We start from the raw sequence: 26,089 nt of genomic DNA, 5'->3' as shown, positions 1-26,089 counted from the left end.
AGAGGGGCCGTGCTGGCTTGAGCTGGCTGTCCGGGAGGGCTGCTTCCGGCCGGTGGCTAGCGTTCATAGTACCCTAACGATCGATCGCTCCCGCTGCGAGGCAGCCATCGGACTTTCCAAATCGAGCTTCTGCTTTGGGTCGATTTGAGCCGATTAGGACAGGCAGCTATTGGCCGTGAGCAGCCCTTTTCAGAAGGCAGCTTTGGGTCGATAGCAGACGCTCACTCTGGGCCCCGCCGCTATCCTTTCCCCAGCGCCGTGCACTGCAGTGATGTCTGCTACAACTACGCACCCTAGAACCGGGAGTTGCTGGAACGCTCAGGTAAACTCCAGCACTACCTCCAACGGATGCCGCAGCTTCCTATCCGCCACCCACCTCACCTGATTGCGGCTACGGTACCCGGTCGCCTCCAGCTCCTCTTCCTAGTCCTGTTGATGCCATTTGGTGGCCAAATGGCATCGTTGACGGTACATTTCGAACTCGCCCAGCGGCATGGATAACGAATTGAGGCTCTTGGTTTCGATTTTTCAGCGTACAAAACACGAGACGGAACGATGACAGAACCTGGCGCGAGCCACAGTGCAGCAGGCTATGGATATCAGTATGAGCGGGCGCTCTACCGCATTCTGCATTCTCCAAATGCGTCGACGCGTTTCGGCATAGAAACTGCGGACGACGTTGAACAGATTTCGAAGACTGAATCCGGCTCTCGACGGGTGTCCGAGCAGGCGAAGTTGGTTGTCAAGCCGCGACGCAATGCGCTTCAAGATGCCAGTCCGAACCTTTGGAAAACGCTTCGAATCTGGTTGAGAGGGTTGCCCGCAGCGCGCGTTGTCCATGAGCATCTGGAGTTCGTTTTGGTCACCAATCGGCCAGTTAAAGACGGTTCGTTGGCCAAGCGGTTGTCCAATGCGACGGATGCCGTTGACGTGGCCAGCGTAATTTCCGCATTGCATGTTCAGGCCGGTGAAATGACTGGGAAAACAGGTCAGATCGCTGCAGAGGTTGTAGCATTTAATGATGGTGATCTGAGTTACCTAATTAAGCGAATGCAAGTGCATGACAGCCAGGATGCCTCGGCGCTCCGAAAAGCGAGTATCGAAGCATTGCGTTTGCCAGAAGGGGCGGTTGAGCACAGTCAAAAAATCTATGATGGTTTGATTGGTTTTTTGTTTCGCCAATGCCAGCAAAAATGGGAGCGTCAGGAAGAGTTCTGGACAGATGCTCAACCCTTTTACAATCAGCTCTATTCATTAACCCAAGACTGCCTGAACGCCCCGATCGAGCCGCTTCCATTGGAAGAAACCGGCTTTGCGAAACTGATGTCGGAAATTCATCGTGATGATATGCGATTCATGCATCAGCTTGCCCAAGTTGAGCTAGACGATGACATGGCGCTTACCCAGTTTTCATACTTCTGTGGTGCCTATTCTGAACGAGTTCGTCTACTCGCAACGGGAAATATTTAAGTTTCGGATTTTGATAAGACCGAGCGCTTCCTAAAGGATCGTTGGGAGGCTATTCGTGGGAAACACAGAATCACTGCTAGGAAGAAGCTGGATCAGTTTGACAAGGATGACCATTTAGGTGTTGTGAGTTCGACCCTGTACACTGAAGATTTCAAGATAAAAATTGGTCGAGTTGAAGCGAATCAGCTTTACCTGCACAATGGTATTTATCATCGCATGGTTAATGGTGAAGGTACATATAGCGCCATTCACTGGCATCCTCAGGAAGAGGAGGGTGAGCAATGAGTGAAGCGTACGTGGATAGGGAACTTATCCATAACTCATCTTTGGCGTGTTTCTTGATGACTCATTTTGTTAAAGAGTACGAAGATGTGGGGTCACCTTTTACGCTTGACCTTCCAAAGCTTATGGTGGTACTCCCACTGGCGTGGAATGAAGCTAATCGTGAAAAGCTTAACGCGGGTAATACGCGCCCCAGCTTAGAGTCTATTTTGCGAAAGCATCCCGCTCTTAGAGTCGACTTGGAAAAACGTGTTCGTGCACATTTGCCCACGACATTGCAAGGGTTGAATCTCGCTGTTGCCTCACGCCTGGTCGGTAAAGTGGGCTCCCCTACGGGTGAGAAATTCCAGCTACTGATGGAGCGCTGGCCTCGGGGGATTAAAAATACCATCCCGATTTCGATGCTTCTCACTGTGGAAAGGCTCGCAAAGTGGTTTTCCACCCTGTCGACTGAAGACCTCTACAAGCTATTGTTCGGAATCCCTCATGAAGTTCACCATTGATGCAGTTGTTCTCTGGGCTAGTAATTCTGATTTTACGCCGCGCGTCATACCGTTTGTTGAGGGTAAAATCAACATTATTCATGGCTTGAGCAGTACTGGGAAGTCTTCAATCGTACATATTATTGATTACGTAATGGGGTCTAAGAAGTGCCATATTCCAGTGGGAATAATTCGCACGATGGTTTCCTGGTTTGGTTTGAAAGTCAGGATTCACGACTCACAATATCTACTGGCAAGGCGCTCGCCAGGTAAAGGTGAGCCCTCCACAGAGTTTTACCTGCAGCCTGTCGCTGAAGAAATTCCTGCGATGGTTGTTAGGACTCACTCTCAACAAAACTACCAGGCCGCGTTGGACGGTATGGTTAGAATCAGCGATCTGCCTCATTCGGATGACGAAAAACCTAAGGGATATGATACGCGCAGCTCATATAGGGACATGGCGGCGTTCAATTTTTTGCCCCAACATATCGTCGCGAATCCCAATACATTGTTCTTTAAAACTGACACTGTTCATCACCGCGAGCGTTTGAAGCGTGCTATGCCATATGCTCTCGGGATGGTGGATGGCAGCTACGTGCTCAACGAGCGTCGACGTGAAGAGGCTATGCGTGACAGAGATCGGCTTCGTCGGGAGCTGCAAGCGCACGAAGATGCAAAATCTTCTCATTTCCGCGAGGTGGACAGGCTTTTAGATCGATGTCTTCAGCTCGGTCTGCTGCCTAGGCAAGAATACACATCGCCAACCGAGCGAGTCGAGAAACTGCGGTCTGTGTTGACCGCATCCCTTGAGGGGCGTCTTGAGGCGACGTTGCTTGAGCCCCAGCGCCTGCACCTTTCGGAAAAACTGAAAAAGGCGATCGAGGCCACCGCCGCCCAACAATTGATCGTTAATGCATTGGATACACAGGTCGATGGTCTGGACGATCTAAACAAAAATAATCAGAGGTTCTTCGCTGCTGTCACAACAGAGCAAACTCATGTTGTTGGCCTAGACTGGCTAAAGGAAAGTGCCTTGGACGACGGGCATTGTGTAGCGTGCGGGTCGTACACTAATGCCTTGCCAATGGTGATTGAAAACCTGGAGGAGAAGATCTCGAAAATTACCCGTATTTCGGATGCGCTCCGTAATAACCCTATTCTGGATAAGCAAATCAACGGGTTGAAGCGAAAGCGTGCAGAAGAAGAACGTATTCTTTCCGGTCTTCGGCGCGAGCAGAATCGCCTAGTCAGCGAAGATGAGCGGTTCAAGTCCGTACTTGGACAAATCTACTTTGTTGCTGGTGAAATTAGTACGCTTTTCAAGAACTTAGATGGTTCCACTGGTAAGCAAGATGTCATTGCTCGACTTGCGGAACTTGATAAGTTGATCAGTCACTTCAATTTTGCGATGTCCAAGGTTGATCGGGCGGAGCAGGAGCGTAAGTTGGATGCTCGACTCACGCCAATGATTGAAGATTATGCGGATGAGTTTCCTCTTAGTGCTGCTGGTGGAGCCAATATTGTCTTGGATAAGACGGAGCTGACGCTGCGCTTTGATCTGGATGAGAATAGTGACTACCTTTGGGAAATTGGTAGTGGCGCGAACTGGATGGGCTATCATATTGCAGCATTCTTGGGGATTCACGAGTTTCTCTCTCTGGAAGAAAATCGACACCTTCCACCGTTCAGTTTCATTGTGATTGACCAGCCAAGCCAAGTCTATTTTCCAAGTAGCGCATCAGGTTCCAACGCCCTTGATGACGGCTTCCAGGCGGTCAGGAATACCAGGTCGGCAGATGTGATCGCTACACGGAGAATCTTTGAGGTGCTCTCGAAGGCCGTAGAACGCTCTGGTCATTATTTCCAAATAATTGTCCTCGAGCATGCTGGGCCTGACATCTGGAGAGATGTACCCCACACTCACCCTGTAGAGGCTTGGGATCTGAAAGGTGACGGTCTCATTCCGCAAGGTTGGATTCAAGCAATGTAATTCTGTGTAGGTGCTCATGGGCGGGGAAGCAGGCATACAGTTGCTCTAGCGAACCGTCTCATGGTACCTATCCATTGCCTACAGATCATCGGCTTAGGCGCTAACATCTATCTGCGAGCACTTTCGGCCTACTGGCGGCAAGCGATTGCCGCAAGCGAAGTAGTGACGTCTATGTTCGAGTGATTCAGCAGCCGGAAGCAAGCAAACTTTCCAGACTAAGCTACGCTTCAGAAAAATCGCATCTCACATTCAGGGATCGTTCTCACGTTGAAGCGACTACTCCATTTAAGCGGGCCAATGGCCGGCGGCAAAACCTCGGTATCTGCAGTTTTACAAGAGCGCTACGGATTTCTGCCCATCAGCAGTGGTGCATTTTTGCGAAGCCAGCTGGCTCTCCAAAACAGATCGAATGAACGACGGCACCTTCAGGACCTAGGCGACACCTTGGACCAAGCTTCCGACTTTCTATGGCTCATTGATTTGGTGGCCAGGCCAGTCTTCGAGGAACGACCTCACAGTGACAATTGGTTGGTGGATGCTGTCCGCGAGCCCCGGCAGGTGGAGTTCTTCAGGAGTGGTTTCACAGACGCGGTCAGGCACGTGCATGTAGTCGCTCCAGAGGACGTGCTGTGGCAGAGATACGCCTGTCGTAGCGCGCTTCCCCTTGCGCGATACCAGGCAGACCTCTTGCACCCGAATGAGCAAAGTGCGCGTTCCCTTGCAGCTTTAGTCGACCAAATTTTGGGTACCGATAAGCACACCTCATTTGAAATCGCAGATCTAATCATGGGAACTTGGGAGAGGTAACGCATGGAAACTCGGCAAGTCGTGGTCATCAGTGGAAAGACTTGTAGCGGAAAGAGCGGTTTGGCCAACTTGCTGGTAAAGGAGTACGGCTTTGACGTCGTCAATGATCGTCGTGGCTCTCAAAATCCTGACTGGCATCTACAACTCGATCAGCCGGCTATGCTCGATCGGCGGCGTGAGCTGGGAACTGAAGACCATGAGCATTGGATGTTGCAGGAAACCAGAACGAGATGCGCTAAGGACGCAGTTGGCTCGCCGGTGGTGGTTGATCATCTGATCACCCTGGCGCAGGTGCTGGAGTTTCGAAAGACCTTCGGGGCGAATCTTATCCATGTCCATCTTTACGCCAGCGACCTGACGCTTCAGAAACGTTACGCAGAGCGCGTCGAGGGGCAGACGGATCCTGCTCCCTACGACCAGGTCAACCAACTCAGAGATCAGGCCGAAATCGAACTGCTCAAGGCGGACGCAGACGTTCGCATTTATACCGAAAGATCTGACTCCAATGACACACTTGTGCGTGTCGCGGCGCGCTTGCACCTATTCACACCACCCGAAATTCGATGCGTCGATGTGCTTATCGGCGGGCAGTACGGAAGCGAGGGCAAAGGCAACATTGTTTCCTATCTCGCTCGTGAGTATGACGTCATGGTTCGAGTTGGGGGCCCCAATGCTGGACACACAGTGGCTAGCCCTCTTGGCCCTTACACCTACCACCACCTGCCTTCGGGCGCGCGTGACGTGAGCGCGAGGCTACTTCTAGGCCCTGGGATGACGATCCGATTGCCGGGGCTTTTGAACGAAATTGAAGAGTGCCAAATCGGCCCTGATAGGCTATTCATTGACCCTCAGGCCACCATCATCGAAGACGAAGACCTTGCAGAGGAGCAGGTGCATTTGGTCTCAACCATCGCGTCCACGGGCAGTGGGAGTGGGGCTGCAGCGGCACGGCGTATCCTCAACAGAGGCAAGAAGACAATCAGGCTTGCTCGGGATGTTGAGGAACTACAACCTTACGTTGGTACGCCTGGGAGTTATCATGGGTGTACGACCGATAGGCTAGAGGAGGCCTACCGCAATGGGCACTCCATATTGCTGGAGGGCACACAGGGCAGTGGATTGAGTGTTTTCCATGGGGACTACCCCCATGTCACGTCAAGGGATACCAACGTCGCAGGGTGTCTTGCGGAGGCTGGCATATCACCCAGCCGTATCCGGAAAATTCTCATGGTTATCCGACCCATGCCTATCCGTGTTGGAGATCCTGATGGAGACCAAGGGCACACCTCTGGACAGCTCAAGCATGCAACGACCTTTGACGAAATTGCTCAGTTTGCGGGCCTCGATGGCAATGCGCTGAACACCGCCGAGAAGACCTCCACGACTCGCCGGAACAGGCGTGTAGGCTGGTTCGAATGGGATCAATTTCGCAAGGCGTGTGCGCTCAATGCTCCCACCGATATCGTTCTGACATTCGCAGATTACCTCAAGTCTACAAACAGCCAAGCGCGCCGTTTCGAGCAACTCGATCCAGACACCATCAAGTTTGTGGAAGAGCTGGAGCGCGTTTCTCAAGCGCCTGTCTCGCTGATTAATACGCGATTCTCTCGAGACACCGGTGCCAGCGATCTACGCTCGTTGATCGATAGGCGCAACTGGACTGCACGATCGGGCGGGAAATAACGGATGAATCTGGAAAAATTGATTGAACTGCACCCTCGGGTTTACCACATGGCTGAGCGTGGTACCTGGGACAGTATTCGCACTCGCGGTTTGATGAGCACAACCGCGGTGCTCGACCATCTTGAAGTTGAAGGGGTTAACCGTTCACGCTTCGAAAGCGAGCACCGCGATCAGAAAATGGATGTGAGGGCGGGGCACTCGTCAAACATCGTGCTTCGTGATCAGAAGCCCATGCCAGAAGCGCGTTTAGCCCAGGCGCTCACAGACGGGACAACACCCAAAGAGTGGTATGAGCTGATCAACGACAAGGTCTTCTTTTGGGTTGAAGAGGAGAGGCTGCATCGTCTGCTTGGAGCACGTGACTACCGACATCTCGAACACGACGTGCTGACCCTTGACTCCAAGGCGCTCATCCCTGCCTATGCTGAGAAAATATGGCTCTGCCACATGAACTCAGGCAATACGTGGCCGATCCCTCATCGGCGAGGTGCCGATGTGTTCCGCCGGATAGCGGATTACCCTGTGAAGCCTTCCGGTAAGCCAGTCAAGACTGTTGTCGAGCTTGTAGTCGATTACGCCGTCCCTAACATCGCTGACTACGTTTTGGAAGTTCGCCGCATGAAGGGTAGTAACGTTCTGGACGTCATTGGGTAGCGCCAATCAGTCTGCCCAGTCTTTCACGAGTCCTCCCTTTCACTCATCGAGGAGTAGATTGTGCCACGACGTCGTTTAGCTTCTCGAATCTTGCTGATCAGCCCCGCAGACCGGCTATTGCTCCTCAAAATTCGTTACTGCACCGGGGCCCTTGCCGGAAGGTGTTACTGGGCCACACCTGGCGGAAAGCTGGGAGAGGAGGAGTCATTCGAGGCTGCCGCAATTCGCGAGTTACACGAGGAAACAGGGATTGAGGTTCTGTCCGTCGGGGAGTCCATTGCGTGCAGTGAGTTTCTCTGGCAAATGCCGGATGGGGAGCAAGTGATTGCAGTAGAACGCTATTACGTGGTGCACTCAAATAACGAGCATTGCTCGACGGTCGGGTGGAGTGAGCAAGAGCGTGAAGTGGTATGGGAAGCAAAGTGGTGGTCAGAAAGCGAGCTGGAAGATTGCCATGAAGAAATATTTCCGGCGAACCTACTGACCCTGTTTGTTCAAGCTCGAGGCCCCTGTGTCCCTTGGTAATTCACAACGCAGTGGGGCAAAAAGCCAATGTGCACCCACACTCCAGTGCGCCTCATGCCTAGAACGCGAGGTTGACTGCCGTGGTAGCCTCTAGCTAACCAACTGGGTTGGCAGAGGCGACGTCAAAATCGTTGTTGGTCAGCTCGGAATGCAGACGGTGATTCAGCAGTACTTGAATGATGGCTCGTGCTGTTTCAGCGGATGGGATGATCTTCCCGTCGGCATCAAAATCAATGTTCCATTGACGTGCTTCGTTTACTTGGCGCAGCCGAGCCATGAAACCAGCGTCCAGATAGTGGGCACGCTCTTGCACTACAGCCATGCGACGCAAGTGGGTGGTGTTGGTGCCGACGTATTCGACCAACACGGCCATGTCCGCGAAAACTCCCTGAAATCCAACGTCTGCTTGTAGCTCCGTAAACGACGTTACGTAGGTCTGCTTGTGTTCAAGCAATGACTCGAAGGCTGGTTTGAAAATGACCAGCATGTCTTCATTGATCGCAAAGAAATCAAACCGTTTGGGAATACTGAAGGCTTGATCACCTGCAAGGTCGAGCTCATTTCGGTTCAACACCAGATTCAACATGCGGGAGCGCTTCTTCACTTTCCAGTCGGATGCCAGGCGGCAGACGCAGTGGAGAGTATCGCCGCCCTGTGTCATGCGAACGAGGTATCCGTCGCTGCCCTCCAGTTCCGTCACGTCCTCGATAAGGTGCTCTTCAGGCGGTTGGCGCACAAGGTCTTCCAAAGCAGAAAAAACCGTCTCATCACTCTCCAAGTGCAGGCATGAGTTTTCATTCGTCGAGGCGAGCAGCCCATAGTCCTCGACCTCGGTGCACCTGCGAATGCAGTTACCCGCCAAGCTCTTCAACTCATTTGCCAGCTCAGGTGTTGTTACTACGGAATAAGCGCGGAAGCGGGAGTTCCGGCTAGAGCTTTTCTTGAAGGTCCACACGCTCAAGTCTGCGTTTTCTAGATCAAATGCCCTTAGTTTCACCAAAGCCTGCTCTGCGGTCATTGCTCACTCCTTTTTTGCAAGCACGTAAATTCCTTGGATCACACAGAATTTGAGTGTGTCGCCAGGGTTAACCTTCGTTTTTGCGAGTGCAACGACACTGCGTGTGTTCCCAGCAGTCGTTACGCTCAGTTCATGAAGCTGCCAGCCGATCGCAAGCAGCAACGGGTTCATGAGGATCTGCCCGGATCGATAGGTGATCAGGAACATCCACGCAAGGAAGACAAGAAAGCCGTAAAATTTGCCGTTGCTGGCTAGATCCAGCCCCATGAACGAGACAACGTAAGGAAATACATAGTTGATGAGGTCGTTTGGAACTGTCTTCGATTCTCTGACTGTGAGCTGATGGTCAGCAGGCATGCTTTTGAGCACGTAGGAAAAAAGTGCCAAGCTTAGCAAACATATGATGAACAACCCGAGCGAACGCTCCCCGTTCATCAAGGTTGGTAGGGTGCAGTTTTGCAGCGACCAACAAACAGACTGCGACCAACTGGCGTCAGTGAAATCTTGCAGAAGCAAAATTACACTCAGCGGGAAGTACGAGCCGAGAAAAAGAAAAACCGCCGGACTAATTTTGACCTTCATCGCATTCCCCTGGTGCGCCGTCAGTGCCAAAAGCCAAAGCAGTGATGGCACTATGGCAACTTTTTGGCTCACTTGGAAGCATCAGAAATTTCTATGACCTGTGGGCGGCCTCCTCTGCAAGCGTGCGGCTGTCGATCGCTAAATATTTTGTTGTGCAGCCTCAGCTGTGAGTTCTAGGAGTCGATCTTCAGAAAGGGGTTGTCAGCCGGAGGCTTACCACACGCCGCTACGGCATCGCATAGCAGATAACCGTTTAACGATGTGCTTCTACGGGGTCCTTGAACCTTGCAAGTCCAGATGTTCTGGCCGTTGGGTAGCTTCTGATGGATCTCCAGCCGTTCGAAATCGCGCTGAAGCCGTCGCCAGGCATCGTTAGCTCCCGTCGTACCTGCAAGACGTGGGTGTTGAGCGATATAAAGTTGAAAAATGCCGGGTGAGACTAGGAAAAACGTACCTGCAACTGCATGGATCTTGGCCTTGCGGTCATTAACGAGCAGCCTGTGGCTGCCGATACCCGAGCGCAACCAGTCGAGAAATTCCTGCCCAGGGGCATCATGCGAGTTCGGCTCTGATGCCTCAGTACCAGCGGCGAGGCGCTCCACTGCGTTCTCGGCTTCGTCGCTAAACAGGTTCATGAAGTGATTAACGTAGTCGAAGTCCTGAGCAGAAGGCATGGCGTCTTGAGGGCGCTTCACCTCCAGTGAAATCCGCGCTTGATCAGGGGCTGATTCGTCAGTAGTAACTGGCTCTGCAGGCGCTATCAAAGGTTTGACGGTACCAGTGAAACATTGAGGCCGGCTGTCTTCGCGCCAAACAAGGCGCGGTTGCAGGCGGAGGAACGTGAAGCGATGCTGCCAGTCACCGTCCGTGACAGTGGCGCTCCACACCGCTTTGCCTTCGGGTGTCGCTTCCACCAATCCATGGGACTGCAGCTCATCGAATAGAGCTATGTTGGAGGAGGGGATACCGTCCACAGCCTGAGCTAGCAGGTGCGCGCGCAGCTTGTCGGTCGTGGTCTTGCTGACCAGCCACAGGTGTTCTTCGGTCAGCCAGCCGGCCGCGCCGGGCTGGTTGAGCTTGAACTCGTTCTTGACCAAGTGGCGCAGCCCCGTCAGCAAGTGGTGCTGCAGGGAGTGCTTGGGCGCCTGCAAGGCCTTCGCGGGATTGCCACCGATGTTTTGCGCGGTGGACACCCGGTCAGCCTGCAGCACCAACTCCCCGAGGGTCCCAGCGTGCTCGTAGTGGTCGGCGAGCAGAAACAGCAATTGACTCCACAATTCGGGGTAATCGCTGAGCCAGTCGAGCAGGGCGGGCGATAGGATCTGCGTATAGAGCAACCCCGCCGCGGCACCGTGCAGCTTGTAATCGCGGCCTGGGTGGTAGCGGAAACGGTAGGGCTGGTTCAGCGGGCCGTGCCAGGGTTGCCAGCGTTCGGCATTCTGACACTCGACCTGCAGGTCTACGGCGATTTTGCCGATATCATGGAGCAGGGCGCCGTAGGCAATCGCGGCGCTCCAGGCATCGGCCTGAGCGGCTTGGTCTTCCGGTGCAGCACCGCTGGGAAGCAGATAGGATTGGCGTAGCTTCAGGCTGCAGGCCACCAGCTCCAACCCGTGATCGAGCATGCCCCCGGGATAGGCGTGATGATGGCTTTCGCTCGCCGGGAGTTGCTGTACAAAGCTGGCGTAGCGGCGGATGGGCTCGAGGTAGAGCCGATCAAACTGCGCTTCGGAGAGGGCCGTGTACTGCCAGATGCGTTCGAGCAGCTTTCTCCGGTGATCGGCGGTGAGTAGAGATTCGGCCGACTGGGGAAGCAGGAAGCCCTCGGCGTTGGGCGTGGGGGTGGGCTCTGCCGCCTCCCCTTTTCGAAATTTCAACCACCAGCATTTCATCGCATGACCTGTTGTTCGTTCGGGAGGTCCTTTTGCCTTTTCGGATAGAGCTCTTACCCTTGCGCCCCCTTCCATTGCCGCCGTTACCCTTTACCGCCTTGGCCTTTTTCGCGCGTGGGATAATTCGAAGCCAGGCCCATCGCGATCGGCGGGCGGTTGGAATAGCGGTCCCTTTGTTCAGGGCGTAGACTGCCCAGCACGATTTCTAGAGCAGGGGCGCGGATGACGTTGAGTGATGCAGTGTTGGTCGTGTTATTGGCCGATCGAATTCATGGCACGGATGCGGCCATCCGATCTGCGGCCAAGCGCTGTGCGAAAAAGCTGCCGCGCAGCCAGCGCGATGTTGTGTTCAAGATCGGGAACAGCGTAAACCCGCGAGAACTTGTGGCACACCTGTGTCAGCACTTGTCTGATTGAGCGACCAGGCGAGGTCGTTTTAACCGGCGCTGTGCAAGAGCGCGTGCGCTTTAAGTAAACCCTCGGCTAAAACCGCGGTCTCAGTTATTATCCCAGCACTTGTCCCACGCCTAGGAAATCATTCATGTCCAAACTTGCCGAGTTCAAAGCACTGGAAGCACAGCTGGCGGCGCAGCTGCAACAGCTGGATGCCATGAAAAACGACTCCGGTTTGAAGCAGGAAATCGAGTTTGAGCAGAAACTCAGAGCGTTGCTGGAACAGTACGGCATGGGCCTGCGCCAGGTAATCAGCATCTTGGACCCAGCCAAGGCCCTCAAAGTAGCCACCGTAAGTGCGTCCAGCACCGCTCAGCGCAAACCTCGTGAGGTGAAGCGCTATAAGAATCCGCATAACGGCGAGGTGGTGGAAACCAAAGGCGGTAATCACAAGACCATCAAACAGTGGAAACAAGAGTACGGCTCGGACACCGTTGAGAGCTGGGTAAAGTAATCACAGGCTTCATGAGTGCGGCGAATGCTGCGCTGCAGTGCAAAATAAAGGCCCCGGAAAGGGGCCTTTTTGCTGGATGAGTGGAATCACGCGGTGAGACGAGCTGGTATATCCGTGGCTTGATCAGACTGCAAGGCCAACAGGTACTCAGACGCTTCCCGGGCCTGACCACTGGCGCGGAAAATGGCTCGTTTGTCTTCCTTGAGTATCTTCAGCCAGGACGCCAGGTATTCCTCGTGACGCAACTCACCTGTGGTACCGGTGAGTGCGCAGAGAAACGCGGCGCCCATTTCTGCGACCAGCTCCTCGAAGGCATACGCCGTAGAGCCGAATGCATGCCCGCCGGTAATACCTTCCCGGTTCAGACGCGACCGGTGGCCCGACCAGTGCGTCAGCTCATGCAGCGCCGTTGCGTAGTAGCTGCCGACGTCTTCGAACTGCGCCTTCGTAGGCAGTTGGATCAGATCACGAATCGGCTGATAGAACGCGTCATCGCTGTAGCGATGCTCGATGCGCGCCCCGCTGGCGACCAGCAGTTGCTCTGCCGGTTCATGATCGATGAAGGCCGCGGGCTCAGTGTGCTCGATGGAGGCTGGCTCCTCGTCAGGCAAGCCTTCGGTCTGCTCAATGTTGAACAGGCAGTGCGTGCGCAGGAGTGCGAACTGCACCAATTTGATGTTGCCCTGTTCATCGCGAACGACCTGGCCGTCCTCGTCATGCGCCTCCTTGCTCATCGGTTTGTACAGCACCGCGAGGGTGGATTGCTCGCCCTTGCGCACATGGCCGCCAGCCTTGCGTGCCTGATTGAAGGTCAGCCAGCGATCATGGGTGAACCCTCGCAGGCGGGCCTCAGCCCACAAGAGTGGAACGTTGATGCCGGCGTAGGGGCGCCGGGTAATGGCGTTGATAGGGAATGGGGAGTCAGCGCTCGAACCTGCTGTGGTCCAAGGTTTGATCCAAGGGATCACGCCCTGGCTCAGGGCACTGACGATCTTGTTGGTGACGTCCAGGTAGATATCGGACATGGCGTTCTCCGGTCGTGAAGGGGGGAACGCTGCCCGGCCGGGAAGGGTTCCCGGTGGGGGTAGAGGGGATGGTGACGGTGCTGAGTGGGTCAGAGGGCGGCGATGTCTACCGCGCTCTCATTAGGCAGTCGGACGAGTAAAAAAGCCGGGCCGCTGCGTGGTATTACACGAGCCAGCTGAAGCTGCGGCAGATGGGCAATTTCTGAAGTGCCGTTGCTCAGCAGGTCGAGTTGCAGTGCTACGGGACGGTGCAGGGCAAGCGGTGCAGAAGTCAGCGCGCTATTGAGTAGGCCAGCCAAGCGCAGTGCGTACTGTCCAACCGGCTCCTCGCCTGCGGCAGGTTCAATGAACTGCTGCCAGACACCTGGGCTCAGCACAATGGCAGTTGAGAGGTGGTTCATCCTGGACATGGTGGCCTCCGGTTAGCAGATTCCGCGTCACCTTTCTGAGGTTTGGTGTGGATTGCCCGATCCGATCAACCCACCGAGCAGGGAGCGTCCGTCCATTAAAACGCGCCTGAACGTGGGGTCAATCTCCGGTCATGACCTCTTTTGAACGGGTCTATCCAGGGCGTTCCAAGGAAGACTATCGGCCTTGAGTTCCTGACCAGCGGCGATCTCCACTCAGCCTGAACGTAGTGTGTAATGCCTCCCGAAAGGCCCGCTAGGTGCCTCTCGGGAAGCGCGAAGTGCTCGCTTTTACGTTCAAGCTTTTCCCGCAGGATCAACCTCGGCGGCCAGGTAAAGGTGGGTGGAGGTGGCCTCCACCACCAGCGATCCTGCGGTGCCGCGAAGGCTGGCGAGAACGGGATCATTGATGTCAAAGTACTCGGCAAAATCATCGCCGCCAAATTCATCGCGGGCGCGATTCCACCAGGCGTCGAAGTCGTCGACGGTAGGGTTGCAACCGGTGGCATAGGCCACGCGTTTGCGCCCACCTCCATCCGGCTCGCTTTCGCCAACCTCTGACATGAGGTAGACGCCGTGGTCTTTGACCAATATCACTCTGCAACCGTTGATACCGGCCTCTGCTAACACGGCGTGAAGTTCAGTGCCTGTGAAACGCATCATGATGAGATCCTCCAGAAGGTGCGGAGGAAATGCCACCCATGCGGGAGAATTCCCAGCACTGGAATTGATTGGGTTGGGTGCGTCGAAGACGCGGGCTCAGAGAGCTATGGGGATTAGAAGGCGTTCATCACCGGGGAACGGTGACCATGCGAGCTGCCGAACGCGAATCGCATTTGGGGATAACCATCACGTGCGTGACGTAGCCTCAAAGGTTATGGCTACCTGGGATGCTGGAAAACCAGCGATTGCACAAATGGTTTAACAAGCGAACCGACATGGCGTCAATGGTGCTATTCGTATGAGTTTCAGATGCAGGTCCACTGAGCGCTACTGGCGATAATCGGCGACTTCCAAGTGATCAACGGTCATTGATATCAGCGGCAAAGGAGTAAGCTAAGGCTTGGATCCAAATTAGCTGTAGCGGCTCTGTTTCGAGCGAAGTTACGGCTAGGGAGGTGATCACATGTCGACTCTAGCTTCTTCCAGTTCCGGCCGGATCCGCATCGGCAAGTTTTTTATTTACGCTGCGGTAGGAGCCGGGCGAATGGTGCGCCGACTCGAAACGAAAATTTTAGAATCCAGAATTCTGGCATCTGTCCCGCTCAAGTATCGCCTGGTTGGTATGCGACTCTTCAAGCTAGCCTTCGTCCTTGGAGTTGCGTCTGTCGCGCTTGTCCTAGCGATGGGAATCGTTGCTCTGTGGATCATGGCGGCGCTGCCTATCAGTGCACCCGATAACGATGAGCCCGGAGTGCATGAAGTTAGTCACCCTCAACATCAGCAAAAATATCCAGAGCTGTATGACGAGCATGGGTCGCTAAGATAATGTCTTATTTAAACTTCTGGACACCGCTCATAATCTGTGAGGTGCCTTTTGCTGCTTGTGTCTGAGCAGCCTCTGTTCCACGAGTAAGAAGTGTTTGAATACCGCTACCAACGTTATATCCCGCCCAACTCATCGCACCAATGAAAATCATTGGTAGTAATACAAACATCGCCCCCATCACGTATTCGATGACCTGTGCAGTGACCGTCCCATCCATGAATCCTGCTATCGGCAACGACAACACTGCCTGGTCTGTGGCTGATACCTGGTTGTATAGCGTTTCCAGCATGCTCGAATCGATCCAGCGCGCAAGCTCCCACCAGAACGTCAGCATGTGCAGGGTGAACAGCGCAAACGTGATCGTCATGAGCGCCTTCAACTGGTAGGTGCTGATCAGCAGCACCAGGGGCAAGCTGATGATGGTGCCCATGATCAGGAAGGCCTGAACCATGGGTAAAGCTGCACGCAAGGCATTCATCGCTGGGAAATTGCTGAAAGAACCCAGGGCCAGGCCGGTGTTGGTGGCCAGGTTGTTGAGCCCTTGCGTCAGCGAGCCGCCCCTGGCACTGCTGCCGTAGTCCAGGAACACTTGCCCGGGTGCCATGCTCAATGACTGTTGCCGCGGGCTCACCAGCTCTCGCAAGGTAGCGTCTTCGATCTCGGTGGTGGTGCGCCCAGTCAGCCAGCCCCGCAACTGCGACATCAGCGATGGATCGACCTCGGCCACCAAACGATCACGTAATCCGATGGTGCCATCGCTCCACCACTGCTTGCAGGTGGGATAACCAGCACCGTTGTCGAGCTGGGGCAGAGAGGTATCTCTCGTCTCGTCGTATGGCCAATCGACCCTGGGCATTCGCGAGCGATCGGTATCGTAGTAGCCCGGTGTGCTGAGCAGGTAGGTCGAGCCGATCCAGGACGCGTCGTAGCTCTGGGATTCGTCCAAATCGGGCCGATTGGTAAACAGCCGGGAGCGCGAAAAGCCGTAGCAGTCCCGGGTGAAGTCGGCAACTTCCTGCAGCAGCACCTGGTCGTTGATCCGCGAGCTGTCGATCTCCATCCGCATTGCACGGATGTCGGGTGCACACGGGATCGACGCCGTCGCCGCGGCGGTGATGCCTTTGCTCATGGCATGCACCAGGAACCACCACACGGGCACGTTCGCGGATTTCTCGCCGATAGTGTTGAAGGTTGTGCCCCAGGCCGTATCCGCAGGTTTGGCCATGGAAATCCCGCAGCGCTGGCTCGCCGCATCGTCAAAGCTCACGGAGGACAGGTTCAGCGGAAAGAACGGCATGCAGCCAAACAGAATGACCACGTAGCTTATCCACAGCCGGTTCTCGACGCGAGGGATCGACAACAGCCCCTTGTTGCCCTCGTCGGCACCCTGTTGGCGGGCCGACAGCCATTCCTGCAGGATGATTGCACCGAAGGGCGCGGCGAACAGCCCGGTGTCTGCCAGCGTGTTCCAGATGCCGTTGTTGATGATCCAGGCCAGCAGCGACAGGTAGTACTCGAGGTAGCTGTTGGTGCTCATGTTCATGTCTGCACCTCACACGCGAGACAGTTCGACCAGGATGATCGAGCTGAAGCCGATTAAGCCCAGGCGCTTCAGCCGTTGCTGATCTGCGGGCGAAGGTCGTCTGCGCAACGCTGCGGCCCAACCGGCGAACATCAGGGTGTACAAGAGCGCGCGCCAGCACGCGAAGTAATACGCTGTCCCTCGCCCTGGTTCGAGCCAATGCAACTGAGTCACGGACAGATGCAGCGCCATCCAAGCAATCAACAAAATGCCCAGCATGGCGCCGAGTATCATCAGTGCACGCCCGAGCGTGGACCTCACCCCAAACGAGATCATGGCGTGCTCCTCTCCTGTTCGGCTCGGCGCAGGCGATCCGGCTCCGGATCGCGCTGATCGATGCTACGCGAGGCGTCTGCACCGCCGGCGTGGCGATCGAGGACAAGGCTGGCGGTATTGGTGGCCAGCGCCTGGCGTACCTGCAGCTCGGTTTGCAGCAGGCGGATCTCGCGCTCGAGGGTTTCGACGTTGCCGTTGAGGGCAGTGGTAGCGGGCTGCGCCGAGGCCACATTGGGCTCATGGCTGCCGGCAAACAGCGTGCGCTGCAGCAGCATCGCCTTGTAGATCACGCTCGATAGCGCGGTTTCGCTGGCTAGGCGTCGGGCCAGCAGGTCCTGGTCGGGGTCGTCGCGTAGCCCTTCGATGACACCTCGGGAGACCTGCAGCAACGGGCTGGAGACTTTGCCCAGGTGCTCCGGTGTCGGCTGCTCGGCACCCGAGACCATGCGTTGCAAGCCTTCAAGGTTTTCCGTGTAGGTTTCCTGGATCAGCGGTGACAGGCCGGTACCGGCAGTCACGCGCAGCGTCTCGCAGTCGTCGCAGGTCTGCACCTCGGTTTCCCCGAGCACACGCGTCGCCCACTCGGAGGCCTCTTCGGGACTCGACCAGGCTTGGCAGATGGCGCCATTTTGGCAACCCGAACCCAGAGCTGAGGTATCCTCGACCGCCCGGTTGTGCAGCAGGTTGTAGCCGGCTTTGACGACGTCCGACGTCACCCGGATGGGTTGCTGGCCGTTACCACCGGCTTTTTGCCCGCCGACCCAGCTGACGCCGTTGTTGCCGTTATTGGATTCGGTGTCCTTCACTGCCGTCACGGCATCACCGCCGGATTGCTCGAGGTTGTGCTGCATCTCCTGGTTCTGCGCCAGCGCGCCCCAGCCGGCCTGGTCGACCTTGTCGGCCATCTTCGCCGCCATTGCCTGGCAGGTGAGCTTGGATCGGTCGAAGTCGATCCGTCCCTGCAGAACACCATTGCTGAGCAGCTCATACAGCCCGGGGTTGGCCCGCTGGATGATCATGGCCGGCAGCGACATCACCGCCTGTGTGGCGTTCTGAATGACGTTGCCCATGATCTGCTGGAAGCCCTGGGTGGCGCCATTGAGCTGGTTCTGCAGGGTGTTCGAGAGGTTCATGTTTCCGCACATCATGTTGGCGCGCCAAGACATGCCCACGCCAAGGCCATTGGGTCGGTAGAGCGAGGAGGGCGCTCCTGCCGCTGAACCGCCGCCGATGGTGTACATCACCCGGTCGTCCAGGACCTGGGCCTGGTCACCAAGGTGGTAGCCGTTCTCGGCGGTGTGGCCCACGGCATAGACGAGGAAGCACAGCAGACCGAGCAAGAGGGTCTTCATCATTGGCCTCCGTCAAAATCGATGCTGAACAGGAAGGTCTGGCCCATGCGCTGGCAGCAGCGGTAGGGCCGCCACAGCGACCAGGCGTAGGCGCCGTCGGCGCTCTGGATCGTCGGGCTAGGGAAGATGGCGCAGGTGTTCTGGATCACCGGAGCGAGCAATTGCCAGCGGTGGTTGTTGACGTTGTTCTCAATCACCGGCGGCGGCGGCCAGTAGCCGGGCGCAGGCATTGGCTGCAACGGCAGGTAGACATGCGGCTGGCCAGCGCGGGTGATGAAGTCACTGGCGCGCTGGGCCATTACGGCAGCCGCCTTGAAATCGTCGGGCTGCACCAGAAAACCGTGGCGTGGGTAGACGCTACCCCACATGTCGCCGAGTGCCTGGTTACCGATCTCGCGCATGCCCGAAACCAGTGCTTGCGGGTAGACAGATTCGGGAATGGCATGGCGCCAAGCCAGCGGGTCGAGGGTACTGAGGTAGTAGGGCGCAAACGGCACTGCACCGCTTGGGCACGCATAGCCGAACGTATGCGCCAAGGCGGTAAGTGCAGCCCCGCCGGGGTGCCCGATACCATCGACATTCTTGAACCGTGGCAGGTTATCGCGCTGCGGCGAAGGCGTAATCAGGTTGCCACCCCCTTGTGATGCTGACGTCGGCGTCGACAGTGCAGACATCTCACTCCAGGGATTGCCCCCGGTGTCGGTGTAGCTCGACACCACCAGTTCGGGAATGAAGTGACGGATCTTCGGCGAGGTGCGCACCGTGCAGCCGAACGGCGTGCACAGCAGCCAGTAGCAGATGCCGACGACCCGGTACTCCAGGCACTGCAGCGAAGTGACGGAGGCGATGATGGTCGGGGTGGTCAGTGCCAGGCATTGCTGGGTGGCGATGAGCAGAATCGCCGCAGTGAGCGCACGACTTCGGCCGGTCTTGCTGGGCTTCGGTGATCTGCAGGCGGTAGAGGCGGTCACGTTCATGGGCAACGCTCGGCAGGTGGCAGCGGTGTGCATCCATGCGCCAAGTTTCAGCATCCCGTATCCGGCACCGGAGGAGGGAAGACAAACTGAGCCCGGGTTTATCGATTTCGGCTGGCGGGCTGATTTCGCAGAGCGAGTCAGGCAAATTACCGAAAGAGTACAAATGTGCTCTTGTCGAGTTTTTGCTGAACTAAGGGCTTGCGAACAGTCCTGGCGGTATCGCTCACACCATCCCACGCAGGCGATCGATCTCCGCTGCGACCTGCAGGGCGGCCTCCAGCTCGGACTGCTGGTGCTCCTCCATCAATCGCCAGCGCTGGGCTTTTTCCTCGGGTTCGGTCATGGCCAGGGCGAGGTACAGGCTCGGCGGTACCGCGCGGAACAGTGTTTCCAGGTTCTTCGACAGGACTACGCCCTCGGTGTACTTGCCCGAGGCCTTGCTCGCGGAGAGCAGCAGCGCCTTTTGCGCCAGCGTGAGTTTCTTGAAGCGGGCGATTTCCTCGATTTCCGCCGGTGGCATGTTCAGGCAGATCCACCACTCGATCATGTTGAGCATGGTCTGTGCCGCGTCGGGAAAGTCGGCCAGGTTCTGTGTGGCCAGCCAGAACCAGGCGCCCAGCTTGCGCCACATCTTCGTGCCCTTGACTACAAAGGGGGCGAGCAGCGGGTTCTTGGTGATGATGTGGCCTTCGTCGGTAACCATGATGATCGGCCGGCCGAGGTATTGGTCACGCTCGGCAAGGTTGTTCACCGTGTTCATCAGGCTGATGTAGCTGATCGACATCTGCGCCTCGTAACCCTCACGGGCGTAGGTGGCGAGGTCGACGATCGTCACATCGCTCTCTGGCCAGGGCGTGCCGGGCCGGTCAAACAGCGCGCCCTCAAAACCCTGGCAGAACAGGTCGATGGACTCGGCCATCTCCTGGGCGCGCTCCCGGCGTTTGTCAGGCAAATGGGCGTCGCTGGCGACTTGGCGTAGGGCATCGCGCACATGGCGCGTCAGCACCTGTTGTTCGGTCGCTGCGCAGTGCTGGGCGGCATCGAGGATGCACTCGCGGATCAGGCTGCGGTCTGCGCGGGTCAGGCGCGCCTCTTCCTTGGCTTCACCACCGGTGATCATCAGTCGCGCGGTAATCTCCAATTCGCCCAGCACGTCGCGCTGCTCATCACTGTCCGGCGCGTTTTCATCCAGGTCTTCGGTCGACAGGCTGGCCACCTTATCCGGGTGCTCGATCAGCCGACGAGCATCGGCGAACGGCGCCAGACTCAGGCCACTGCCAGGTTTGAGCTGGACCTTGTTAACGGATAATCCGAGCGTGGCGAAATAGTCGCCCTGGAGGCCAAAGGAGTTGCCTGCTTCGACGATGAACAGCCGCGGCCGGTACACCGCCATGACCTGCATCAGGATCGAGACCAAGGTAGCTGACTTGCCAGCGCCGGTCGGCCCGAACAGCAGCAGGTGGCCATTCATCGAGCGGTCGAAACGTGACAATGGGTCAAACGACAGCGGTGTACCCCCACGGTTGAAGAACGTGATGCCCGGGTTGCCTGTACCGATGCTGCGGCCCCAGAGTGGCAGCAGGTTGGCGACATGCTGGGCAAACAACAGCCGCGTGTACCAATTGCGCGTGTCTCGGAGCGGGTTGTAGATCATCGGCAGCCAGCGCAGGTAGCTGTTGCAGGCTGCCACTTCGTCGCCCTCACGTACCGGCTGCAGGCCGGCGCCGAGCAGCACGTTGGCGGCCTGAATAGAGCGCTGGCGCAGCTGCTGTTCATCCGCACCGCGCAGGTACAACGCCAGCGTGCCGCGGTACAGCTTGTGCTGGCGCCCAATCAGCGCGCGCGCTTCCTCCACGTCCTGGCGGGTCTGGGTTGAGGCGAGGTTTTCGCCGATGGCTTTGCGCGCCAGACGGTTGAGCTGCTCCTCGAGTACATCCTGAGGCGTGATCACCAGGGTCAGGCTCATGACCGCCTGCTCGGGCAACTGATCGAACAAGGCGTTCAACGCCTCGCCTTTACGCGTTTCGCCGGTCAGCTGGCCGATATGCGGCGGCCTACGCAGCTTGTCGACCACCATAACCGCATGTGGTTGTTGATCGAAGTACCAGAGACCTTGTTCGCTATCGGAGCGCGGTTCCTGGAAGAACAGCCGCTCGGCAAAATCGTGGTCGAATGGCAGCGGCAGGTCCTCGCCGTCATCCGTCTCCGGATAGGGCACGCGTCGATAGAACGCCGCGGGGGATTCGTCGGTTAAGGCAGGGGACGGGTTGAACCAGGGCAGCAACCAGGCGTAGAAGTCGCGTCCGGTCAACCGGCGAGGACAGACCCCGCAAGCCTGCAGCGAGGCCACCAAGCGGTCGCAGGTGCGGTTCAGCAGCTGAGTCGGGCTCTGCCCATCATTATCGGCCTGCTCCCCGAGCCAGCGGTAGGCCACCAGTCGAATCCGTCGATTGCTGCCGCGCCAGGGCAGGTGGGACACGACATGGTCGTCGAACAGCCCACCCGGTTTAGCAATGGCGTCGAGGTGACGCTGCATCGACGTGAAGAAGGCCTGGGTGAATGGTGTGCCGCGGGCGCGGGGCGCGATATAGCGCTCCAGGCGTTCGAGGTAGGGGGCAAAGTCACTGTCGTCCTGGCAGAAGAACTGCACCACCCAGGGCGCCTGGTCCAGTTCGTCGAAGCTGTCCTGCAGCGCATCTTCCAGGGCGTCGCGGGCCGCCATCAACCATTCGGGCTCACGACCCTCAGTCCCAATCGGCTGCAGCTCGAACACCGCGCCCACCGAGCGGTTGTCGTCGAGCAGAAAGCACTGCTCCTCCTCGAGGTATTCGACCCAGGGCAGGTGATCGGCAAAGCTAGGATGGTACGCATACTGGGCGGCCTCGTCGGCAAGCGTCGCACGCCGGCGCTGAGCAACGCGCCAGGGCTTCCAGTGTGGCGAGTCGCGACTTGCGTCATCGGCCATCACAGATCGTCCAGGCGTTCGCCGGGCAGTGCGTACTGGACCTTCTCGTACAGCGGAAATACCGTCGAGTAGCCAGGTACAGGTGTCTGCTGGGTACCGGCCAGGTGCGGGTACACGTACATGACCAGGTCCGGATTGGGCAGGCGCGGGAACTGGGCGCGGATTTCGTTGGCGGCAGTGCGCGTGTAAGCGCTTTGGTCGCCTATCAGGCGCTCAGGGTCGAGCACGGGACGGCGCAGTTCACCGCGCGCTTCCTGCAACTGCTGCTGTGAGCCCACTGAGCCACCGCCGTTCCAGATGTCCAACATGGTTTGATCGCCGTGGGGCAGCATTTCCTCCTTGCTGGTAGAGCAGCCGGCCAGGTGCAGAGCGAGCAGCAGACTAATCCAGATCCAGTGTCGAAACGGATGGGCTTTCATGGTTCACTCTCCGGCCTTTCGGCTCGTAGTCGATGGTGATCTCGTGATCCAGGTGCAGGGCCACCTTGGCCCCAGGCGGCACGTAGATGGCAGCAAAGGCTTCACCATAGAGCTTGTTGATCCACTCACGGATATCGCCAATGCCACCGCTGATGACCGAGTTCAGCGCGCTGTTGCCGCTGTTCTGGGTCAAGCCCAGGCTGCCGCTCGCCGAGTTGATGAACGAGGTGTTGGTCTGCTCGCTGCCCAGGGCCGCAGCGAAGCCCGCGCCGGCCGCGGTGATCAGACTCTGGCTGCCCAGGTACTGCTGGGCGTTGGAACGGCGCTCCCCGGAGATGCAGGGAATGCCGTAGGGATCGGAGATGTAGCCCAGCCCGCCGCGGATCTTCTCGGTGTCCGAGGTCTGGGCGCTGCTGCGATTGCGGCTGACGACCTTCTGCGGCTGTGGCACCGTGCGGACGGTCCCGTCGCTGAAGACAAAGGTAATCGACTCGACCTGGCCGCGCACGCAGGACAGTGTCCAGTCGCCGGCGGCGGTGCCGCTCATGACCGCGCCGACCAAATCCGGCAGGTCAATGCCGTTGGCGGTGAGGTTGTCCGGCCCCACCAGCACCTTGAATGGATAAGGGTCATTCACGGTACCGTCCACCGGCACCCGGCCAATCAGCGCCGTCATGGCGATCGAGCCCATCAGTGTGGAGTTTTCAGGGAGGGTGTAAACGGGCTTGGCGCCCTCGGCGCGGTCCTGGGCGCTCTCCATGTCTCGCTCGCCTTTGGCGACGGCACGCAAACTGTCCTGGCCACGATCAATGACGTTGTTGTCCAGGCCGTGCAGGTCCTTGAACGTCGACGTCAGGGACGACAACGGACCGTCGGCCTTGCCGATGCCATCCTGCCCGGTGCGCGCATTCGACGGCTCGATCCACTGCACTGCATCAGGCGCTGATTGCGCACCCGAAAACTGTTGTTCGTCGCCGGGCTCAAGGCCAAAGCCTGCGGGGAGATCCGACTTCGCGGCCGGCTTGTTGGTGAGCTGGTCCTTGAGCCTGGACAGCAGGCTCTGGGTTTCGCGGTGCTGCTGTTCGGCCTTCTGCCGGGCATCGTTGGCTTGCTGGCGCTGCTCGGTGACCTGCTGGGTGACGCTGCTCAAGGTGCTCTGGATGCGCGTGTCGATATTGCCTTCGCGCGAGCGCAGCCGATTGTTTTCGGTCTGCAGCGCATCGTTGCCTTTCTTCAGCGTCTGCATCTCGCTGCGCATAGCCTTGACCTGGCCGATCAGTGTGGCCACGGTGTCGCGCGGGGTGTCGCCCGCGATCCCCAGGGCCTTGGCCTGTTCCGCGCTGAGCGTGGTCTTGTCTGGATCATGAGCGGGCTGGCCGTCCGGAGCAGCCATCCAGGATCTGCCGATGATCAGCACGATACCCAGCAGGACTACGGGCACTAGCCATTTCAGCAGACCGTTAGCTTTCATGATCGGCAGCCTCCGGCGTTGGTGGCGGCAGTAGCATCGCGTGCATCAAGTCCGCGCCGCGGGTGACGAGGTAGGCCACGGTGGTATCTTCGGGCGTCCCGGCGAGACCGAGGTCTGCGTGCTGGAAGGTCGCAGCGTACAGCGTGGCCTGCAGGTGCCGCGGGTCCAGCGCGACCTTGCCGGGTCCGCGGTTCACAATCTTTATCGCAGTTACCCAGTAATCACCCAACCGCCACGCAGCAAGCGCCTTGATCGAAACCCGCTCGGTGGGCAGCAAGGAGCTGAATGCGATGGAGTCGGTCAGCGGCACGCGCCGTACACCCGGCAATGGCGCCACGGTACGCAGAGGTGCATAAAGGTTTTGTGCGGCATAGCGGGTAAGCACCACTGGTACCGGCGTTGCCACGGGTGCAGCACCCTTCTCGGTCTCCGCATTCGGCACCTGAACCTGGGCCACGATCTTGACGGGTTCCAGCGCCTCGCTGCCCTCGAGCGCCTCAATATCGATCAGGATGATGCCGCCCGTCTTCACTGACTGCAGCTGCAGCCGGGTAGGGGGGAGTGCTTCGGCGGCGCGCAGATACACTGTGCCAGCGATGGATTGCACGCGCAGCTTGCTGGCGATCGCACTGGGCAGTCCAACGCGAACATCTTCATCGAGCATCAGGACCCGCTCCTGGCCCACCGTGAGCGGAACGGCCAAGGGTAAGCGTTCCCAGTATTTGACCTCGATGGCGCCGACCGCTGAACACCAGCCGCCGGCCATCACCAGAATCAGTATCAAGACACGCATCATCACGCACCTCCCGGCAGTGTCAGCTTCTGCGGTGTGCCTTCGTAGCAGTCCAGCGCCAGGCCCCACTTATTGCGCTCGGGATCGACGTCGAAGCGCACCACCCGCAGCGGATAGCGCACCACCACGCGTTTTACCGGCTCGGCGGCGTAGTACTCGTCGGCGTTGAGGTCGAGCTTGACCAGCCAGCTGTGCTTATCCAGCTGCTTCACGCGCAGGTCGGGGTCGTCGCTGTAGCCGCGGCCCAGCACCTCATACACCCCACGCACCCGGCCCCGCAGTTCGCCGGCGACCTTGCGAAATTCAAAGTCGCCGTCGAAGAACGTCTTGCACGCGGGCGTCAGGTAGGGCTGCAGCGCAAAGATGGCGCGGTGGTAGTCGGCCTCACCGTCGGTAGGCCAGCGGTTGAGTTGGCCGAAGATGTACAGGGCGAAGGCGTAGATGTTCTCGGGCGGCACATCCCACCACTTGCGCGTGCTGCCTGAGCGCAGGTCAGGCGGTACGTGAATGGTGAGTTCGGAGGGCGCGGCCTGCCAGCCGTACCACAGCCCGCCGCAGAGCAGCGCTAGGATGGCCACGGCAAGGCGCAGACTGAAAATATGCGCCTGCTGCGCATCCACCTTGTTGCGGAAGCGGCTCATGGGTTGGCTCTCCTATGCCGGCGCGTACGGCGCACGGTCCACGGCCCCGAATGCAGGATCAGTTGGTGGGTACCGATGCCCCAGTGCACCGCCAGGTGCCACTGTAGGCGCCGGTACAACCAGGTTTCGGGGCGGGCACGCTTGGCCCGGCGCAGCAGCTTGCCGCCGCCGAGCAACACCAACGCCATGCACAACAACATGCAGGTGGGTAAAGTCGCGATGGAGGCGGTGGCCACCGCCAGCGGTGAACCGAGAATCACGCCCAGCGCGGCACCGACGATCAGGGCGACCCACATCTCGTCGTTGGTGAGGCCGCGCAGGACGGCCGGGTCACGGTTGAGGCGTTCCGGGAGGAAGGTCAGTGTGCCGTCAGGCAGCGTGGCAGGGGTGTCGGACATAA

At 57.9% G+C, this 26,089-nt stretch carries 25 protein-coding genes; 9 read left to right on the top strand and 16 right to left on the bottom strand.

What is annotated here, in order from left to right; all coding sequences use genetic code 11:
* Positions 1 to 555: 555 nt before the first annotated feature.
* From ACLEJW_RS05615 to ACLEJW_RS05590, 6 genes are all read left to right on the top strand, one after another.
* Positions 556 to 1,470, top strand: coding sequence for an ABC-three component system protein (locus tag ACLEJW_RS05615; protein WP_440777181.1), 915 nt, complete (start codon positions 556 to 558; stop codon positions 1,468 to 1,470).
* Positions 1,471 to 1,751: 281 nt separating this feature from the next.
* Positions 1,752 to 2,255, top strand: a complete 504-nt coding sequence (locus tag ACLEJW_RS05610) for a three component ABC system middle component (protein ID WP_440777180.1) — start codon at positions 1,752 to 1,754, stop codon at positions 2,253 to 2,255.
* Positions 2,239 to 4,224, top strand: coding sequence for a DUF3732 domain-containing protein (locus tag ACLEJW_RS05605; RefSeq protein WP_440777179.1), 1,986 nt, complete (start codon positions 2,239 to 2,241; stop codon positions 4,222 to 4,224). Before ACLEJW_RS05610 ends, ACLEJW_RS05605 begins: the two co-directional genes overlap by 17 nt.
* A gap of 810 nt (positions 4,225 to 5,034) precedes the next feature.
* Positions 5,035 to 6,714 (top strand): adenylosuccinate synthetase, encoded by a 1,680-nt coding sequence (locus ACLEJW_RS05600; protein WP_440777178.1) that lies wholly within the window; start codon positions 5,035 to 5,037, stop codon positions 6,712 to 6,714.
* Between the two features lie 3 nt (positions 6,715 to 6,717).
* Positions 6,718 to 7,368, top strand: a complete 651-nt coding sequence (locus tag ACLEJW_RS05595; RefSeq protein ID WP_440777177.1) for a DUF7002 family protein — start codon at positions 6,718 to 6,720, stop codon at positions 7,366 to 7,368.
* Positions 7,369 to 7,428: 60 nt separating this feature from the next.
* On the top strand, positions 7,429 to 7,893 hold the full coding sequence (locus tag ACLEJW_RS05590) for an NUDIX hydrolase (RefSeq protein WP_440777176.1): 465 nt from the start codon (positions 7,429 to 7,431) through the stop codon (positions 7,891 to 7,893).
* A gap of 94 nt (positions 7,894 to 7,987) precedes the next feature.
* Here ACLEJW_RS05590 and ACLEJW_RS05585 read toward each other — a convergent pair whose 3' ends face one another.
* The 3 genes from ACLEJW_RS05585 to mobH all read right to left on the bottom strand — a co-directional run bounded on the left by ACLEJW_RS05585 (position 7,988) and on the right by mobH (position 11,385).
* Positions 7,988 to 8,911, bottom strand: a complete 924-nt coding sequence (locus ACLEJW_RS05585) for a Kiwa anti-phage protein KwaB-like domain-containing protein (RefSeq protein ID WP_440777175.1) — start codon at positions 8,909 to 8,911, stop codon at positions 7,988 to 7,990.
* 3 nt (positions 8,912 to 8,914) lie between these two features.
* On the bottom strand, positions 8,915 to 9,565 hold the full coding sequence (locus ACLEJW_RS05580) for a hypothetical protein (protein ID WP_440777174.1): 651 nt from the start codon (positions 9,563 to 9,565) through the stop codon (positions 8,915 to 8,917).
* 101 nt (positions 9,566 to 9,666) lie between these two features.
* The gene (gene mobH / locus ACLEJW_RS05575) at positions 9,667 to 11,385 is read right to left on the bottom strand and encodes a MobH family relaxase (RefSeq protein WP_440777173.1); all 1,719 of its coding nucleotides are present in this window, start codon (positions 11,383 to 11,385) and stop codon (positions 9,667 to 9,669) included.
* A 222-nt stretch (positions 11,386 to 11,607) separates the two neighbouring features.
* Here mobH and ACLEJW_RS05570 point away from each other — a divergent pair, with 222 nt between their 5' ends.
* Positions 11,608 to 11,802, top strand: a complete 195-nt coding sequence (locus tag ACLEJW_RS05570) for a DUF7740 domain-containing protein (protein WP_440777172.1) — start codon at positions 11,608 to 11,610, stop codon at positions 11,800 to 11,802.
* A gap of 124 nt (positions 11,803 to 11,926) precedes the next feature.
* Entirely contained in the window at positions 11,927 to 12,292 is a 366-nt protein-coding gene (locus tag ACLEJW_RS05565; protein WP_440777171.1) for a histone-like nucleoid-structuring protein, MvaT/MvaU family, read from the top strand.
* 86 nt (positions 12,293 to 12,378) lie between these two features.
* Here the strand turns inward: ACLEJW_RS05565 and ACLEJW_RS05560 are convergent, their stop codons facing one another.
* From ACLEJW_RS05560 to ACLEJW_RS05550, 3 genes are all read right to left on the bottom strand, one after another.
* A complete protein-coding gene (locus tag ACLEJW_RS05560; RefSeq protein WP_440777170.1) occupies positions 12,379 to 13,317 on the bottom strand; it encodes an ArdC family protein in 939 nt (312 codons plus the stop codon).
* 89 nt (positions 13,318 to 13,406) lie between these two features.
* The gene (locus tag ACLEJW_RS05555; protein ID WP_440777169.1) at positions 13,407 to 13,727 is read right to left on the bottom strand and encodes a hypothetical protein; all 321 of its coding nucleotides are present in this window, start codon (positions 13,725 to 13,727) and stop codon (positions 13,407 to 13,409) included.
* A gap of 294 nt (positions 13,728 to 14,021) precedes the next feature.
* Positions 14,022 to 14,387, bottom strand: a complete 366-nt coding sequence (locus ACLEJW_RS05550) for a DUF3085 domain-containing protein (protein ID WP_440777168.1) — start codon at positions 14,385 to 14,387, stop codon at positions 14,022 to 14,024.
* A gap of 463 nt (positions 14,388 to 14,850) precedes the next feature.
* Between ACLEJW_RS05550 and ACLEJW_RS05545 the strand changes: the two genes are divergently transcribed.
* Positions 14,851 to 15,213, top strand: a complete 363-nt coding sequence (locus tag ACLEJW_RS05545; protein WP_440777167.1) for a hypothetical protein — start codon at positions 14,851 to 14,853, stop codon at positions 15,211 to 15,213.
* Between the two features lie 4 nt (positions 15,214 to 15,217).
* On the opposite strand, the gene ACLEJW_RS05540 is transcribed toward ACLEJW_RS05545, so the two are convergent.
* From ACLEJW_RS05540 to ACLEJW_RS05495, 10 genes are all read right to left on the bottom strand, one after another.
* On the bottom strand, positions 15,218 to 16,756 hold the full coding sequence (locus ACLEJW_RS05540) for a conjugal transfer protein TraG N-terminal domain-containing protein (protein ID WP_440777166.1): 1,539 nt from the start codon (positions 16,754 to 16,756) through the stop codon (positions 15,218 to 15,220).
* Positions 16,757 to 16,765: 9 nt separating this feature from the next.
* Positions 16,766 to 17,071 (bottom strand): hypothetical protein, encoded by a 306-nt coding sequence (locus tag ACLEJW_RS05535; RefSeq protein ID WP_440777165.1) that lies wholly within the window; start codon positions 17,069 to 17,071, stop codon positions 16,766 to 16,768.
* Positions 17,068 to 18,423, bottom strand: a complete 1,356-nt coding sequence (locus tag ACLEJW_RS05530) for an integrating conjugative element protein (protein WP_440777164.1) — start codon at positions 18,421 to 18,423, stop codon at positions 17,068 to 17,070. Before ACLEJW_RS05530 ends, ACLEJW_RS05535 begins: the two co-directional genes overlap by 4 nt.
* Positions 18,423 to 19,400 (bottom strand): TIGR03756 family integrating conjugative element protein, encoded by a 978-nt coding sequence (locus tag ACLEJW_RS05525; RefSeq protein ID WP_440777212.1) that lies wholly within the window; start codon positions 19,398 to 19,400, stop codon positions 18,423 to 18,425. Before ACLEJW_RS05525 ends, ACLEJW_RS05530 begins: the two co-directional genes overlap by 1 nt.
* A 223-nt stretch (positions 19,401 to 19,623) precedes the next feature.
* Positions 19,624 to 22,365, bottom strand: coding sequence for a conjugative transfer ATPase (locus ACLEJW_RS05520; protein WP_440777163.1), 2,742 nt, complete (start codon positions 22,363 to 22,365; stop codon positions 19,624 to 19,626).
* Positions 22,365 to 22,784 (bottom strand): TIGR03751 family conjugal transfer lipoprotein, encoded by a 420-nt coding sequence (locus ACLEJW_RS05515; protein ID WP_440777162.1) that lies wholly within the window; start codon positions 22,782 to 22,784, stop codon positions 22,365 to 22,367. Before ACLEJW_RS05515 ends, ACLEJW_RS05520 begins: the two co-directional genes overlap by 1 nt.
* A complete protein-coding gene (locus tag ACLEJW_RS05510) occupies positions 22,747 to 24,255 on the bottom strand; it encodes a TIGR03752 family integrating conjugative element protein (protein WP_440777161.1) in 1,509 nt (502 codons plus the stop codon). Before ACLEJW_RS05510 ends, ACLEJW_RS05515 begins: the two co-directional genes overlap by 38 nt.
* Positions 24,245 to 25,051: a TIGR03749 family integrating conjugative element protein gene (locus ACLEJW_RS05505; protein ID WP_440777160.1), complete on the bottom strand. Its 807-nt coding sequence runs from the start codon at positions 25,049 to 25,051 to the stop codon at positions 24,245 to 24,247. Before ACLEJW_RS05505 ends, ACLEJW_RS05510 begins: the two co-directional genes overlap by 11 nt.
* A complete protein-coding gene (locus ACLEJW_RS05500) occupies positions 25,051 to 25,689 on the bottom strand; it encodes a PFL_4703 family integrating conjugative element protein (RefSeq protein ID WP_440777159.1) in 639 nt (212 codons plus the stop codon). The genes ACLEJW_RS05505 and ACLEJW_RS05500 overlap by 1 nt, the downstream gene beginning before the upstream one ends.
* Positions 25,686 to 26,087 (bottom strand): TIGR03750 family conjugal transfer protein, encoded by a 402-nt coding sequence (locus ACLEJW_RS05495; RefSeq protein ID WP_440777158.1) that lies wholly within the window; start codon positions 26,085 to 26,087, stop codon positions 25,686 to 25,688. Before ACLEJW_RS05495 ends, ACLEJW_RS05500 begins: the two co-directional genes overlap by 4 nt.
* Positions 26,088 to 26,089: the final 2 nt, after the last annotated feature.

Source organism: Pseudomonas sp. SMSB3 (assembly GCF_052041965.1).
GTDB lineage: Bacteria > Pseudomonadota > Gammaproteobacteria > Pseudomonadales > Pseudomonadaceae > Aquipseudomonas.
Note: the sequence above shows the minus strand (reverse complement) of the source record. Positions and strands in the feature narration are given on the sequence as shown.

Bases quoted from the DNA above. Each gene is read 5' to 3' on its own strand.
- ACLEJW_RS05570 (WP_440777172.1), top strand. From the start codon at position 11,608: ATGACGTTGAGTGATGCAGTGTTGGTCGTGTTATTGGCCGATCGAATT.
- ACLEJW_RS05510 (WP_440777161.1), bottom strand. From the start codon at position 24,255: ATGAAAGCTAACGGTCTGCTGAAATGGCTAGTGCCCGTAGTCCTGCTG.
- ACLEJW_RS05535 (WP_440777165.1), bottom strand. From the start codon at position 17,071: ATGATCTCGTTTGGGGTGAGGTCCACGCTCGGGCGTGCACTGATGATA.
- ACLEJW_RS05495 (WP_440777158.1), bottom strand. From the start codon at position 26,087: ATGTCCGACACCCCTGCCACGCTGCCTGACGGCACACTGACCTTCCTC.
- ACLEJW_RS05565 (WP_440777171.1), top strand. From the start codon at position 11,927: ATGTCCAAACTTGCCGAGTTCAAAGCACTGGAAGCACAGCTGGCGGCG.
- ACLEJW_RS05605 (WP_440777179.1), top strand. From the start codon at position 2,239: ATGAAGTTCACCATTGATGCAGTTGTTCTCTGGGCTAGTAATTCTGAT.
- ACLEJW_RS05595 (WP_440777177.1), top strand. From the start codon at position 6,718: ATGAATCTGGAAAAATTGATTGAACTGCACCCTCGGGTTTACCACATG.
- ACLEJW_RS05560 (WP_440777170.1), bottom strand. From the start codon at position 13,317: ATGTCCGATATCTACCTGGACGTCACCAACAAGATCGTCAGTGCCCTG.
- ACLEJW_RS05615 (WP_440777181.1), top strand. From the start codon at position 556: ATGACAGAACCTGGCGCGAGCCACAGTGCAGCAGGCTATGGATATCAG.
- ACLEJW_RS05610 (WP_440777180.1), top strand. From the start codon at position 1,752: ATGAGTGAAGCGTACGTGGATAGGGAACTTATCCATAACTCATCTTTG.
- ACLEJW_RS05505 (WP_440777160.1), bottom strand. From the start codon at position 25,051: ATGATGCGTGTCTTGATACTGATTCTGGTGATGGCCGGCGGCTGGTGT.
- ACLEJW_RS05585 (WP_440777175.1), bottom strand. From the start codon at position 8,911: ATGACCGCAGAGCAGGCTTTGGTGAAACTAAGGGCATTTGATCTAGAA.
- ACLEJW_RS05555 (WP_440777169.1), bottom strand. From the start codon at position 13,727: ATGTCCAGGATGAACCACCTCTCAACTGCCATTGTGCTGAGCCCAGGT.
- ACLEJW_RS05500 (WP_440777159.1), bottom strand. From the start codon at position 25,689: ATGAGCCGCTTCCGCAACAAGGTGGATGCGCAGCAGGCGCATATTTTC.
- ACLEJW_RS05600 (WP_440777178.1), top strand. From the start codon at position 5,035: ATGGAAACTCGGCAAGTCGTGGTCATCAGTGGAAAGACTTGTAGCGGA.
- ACLEJW_RS05530 (WP_440777164.1), bottom strand. From the start codon at position 18,423: ATGAAGACCCTCTTGCTCGGTCTGCTGTGCTTCCTCGTCTATGCCGTG.
- ACLEJW_RS05545 (WP_440777167.1), top strand. From the start codon at position 14,851: ATGTCGACTCTAGCTTCTTCCAGTTCCGGCCGGATCCGCATCGGCAAG.
- ACLEJW_RS05520 (WP_440777163.1), bottom strand. From the start codon at position 22,365: ATGGCCGATGACGCAAGTCGCGACTCGCCACACTGGAAGCCCTGGCGC.
- ACLEJW_RS05550 (WP_440777168.1), bottom strand. From the start codon at position 14,387: ATGATGCGTTTCACAGGCACTGAACTTCACGCCGTGTTAGCAGAGGCC.
- ACLEJW_RS05540 (WP_440777166.1), bottom strand. From the start codon at position 16,756: ATGAACATGAGCACCAACAGCTACCTCGAGTACTACCTGTCGCTGCTG.
- mobH (WP_440777173.1), bottom strand. From the start codon at position 11,385: ATGAAATGCTGGTGGTTGAAATTTCGAAAAGGGGAGGCGGCAGAGCCC.
- ACLEJW_RS05525 (WP_440777212.1), bottom strand. From the start codon at position 19,400: ATGAACGTGACCGCCTCTACCGCCTGCAGATCACCGAAGCCCAGCAAG.
- ACLEJW_RS05515 (WP_440777162.1), bottom strand. From the start codon at position 22,784: ATGAAAGCCCATCCGTTTCGACACTGGATCTGGATTAGTCTGCTGCTC.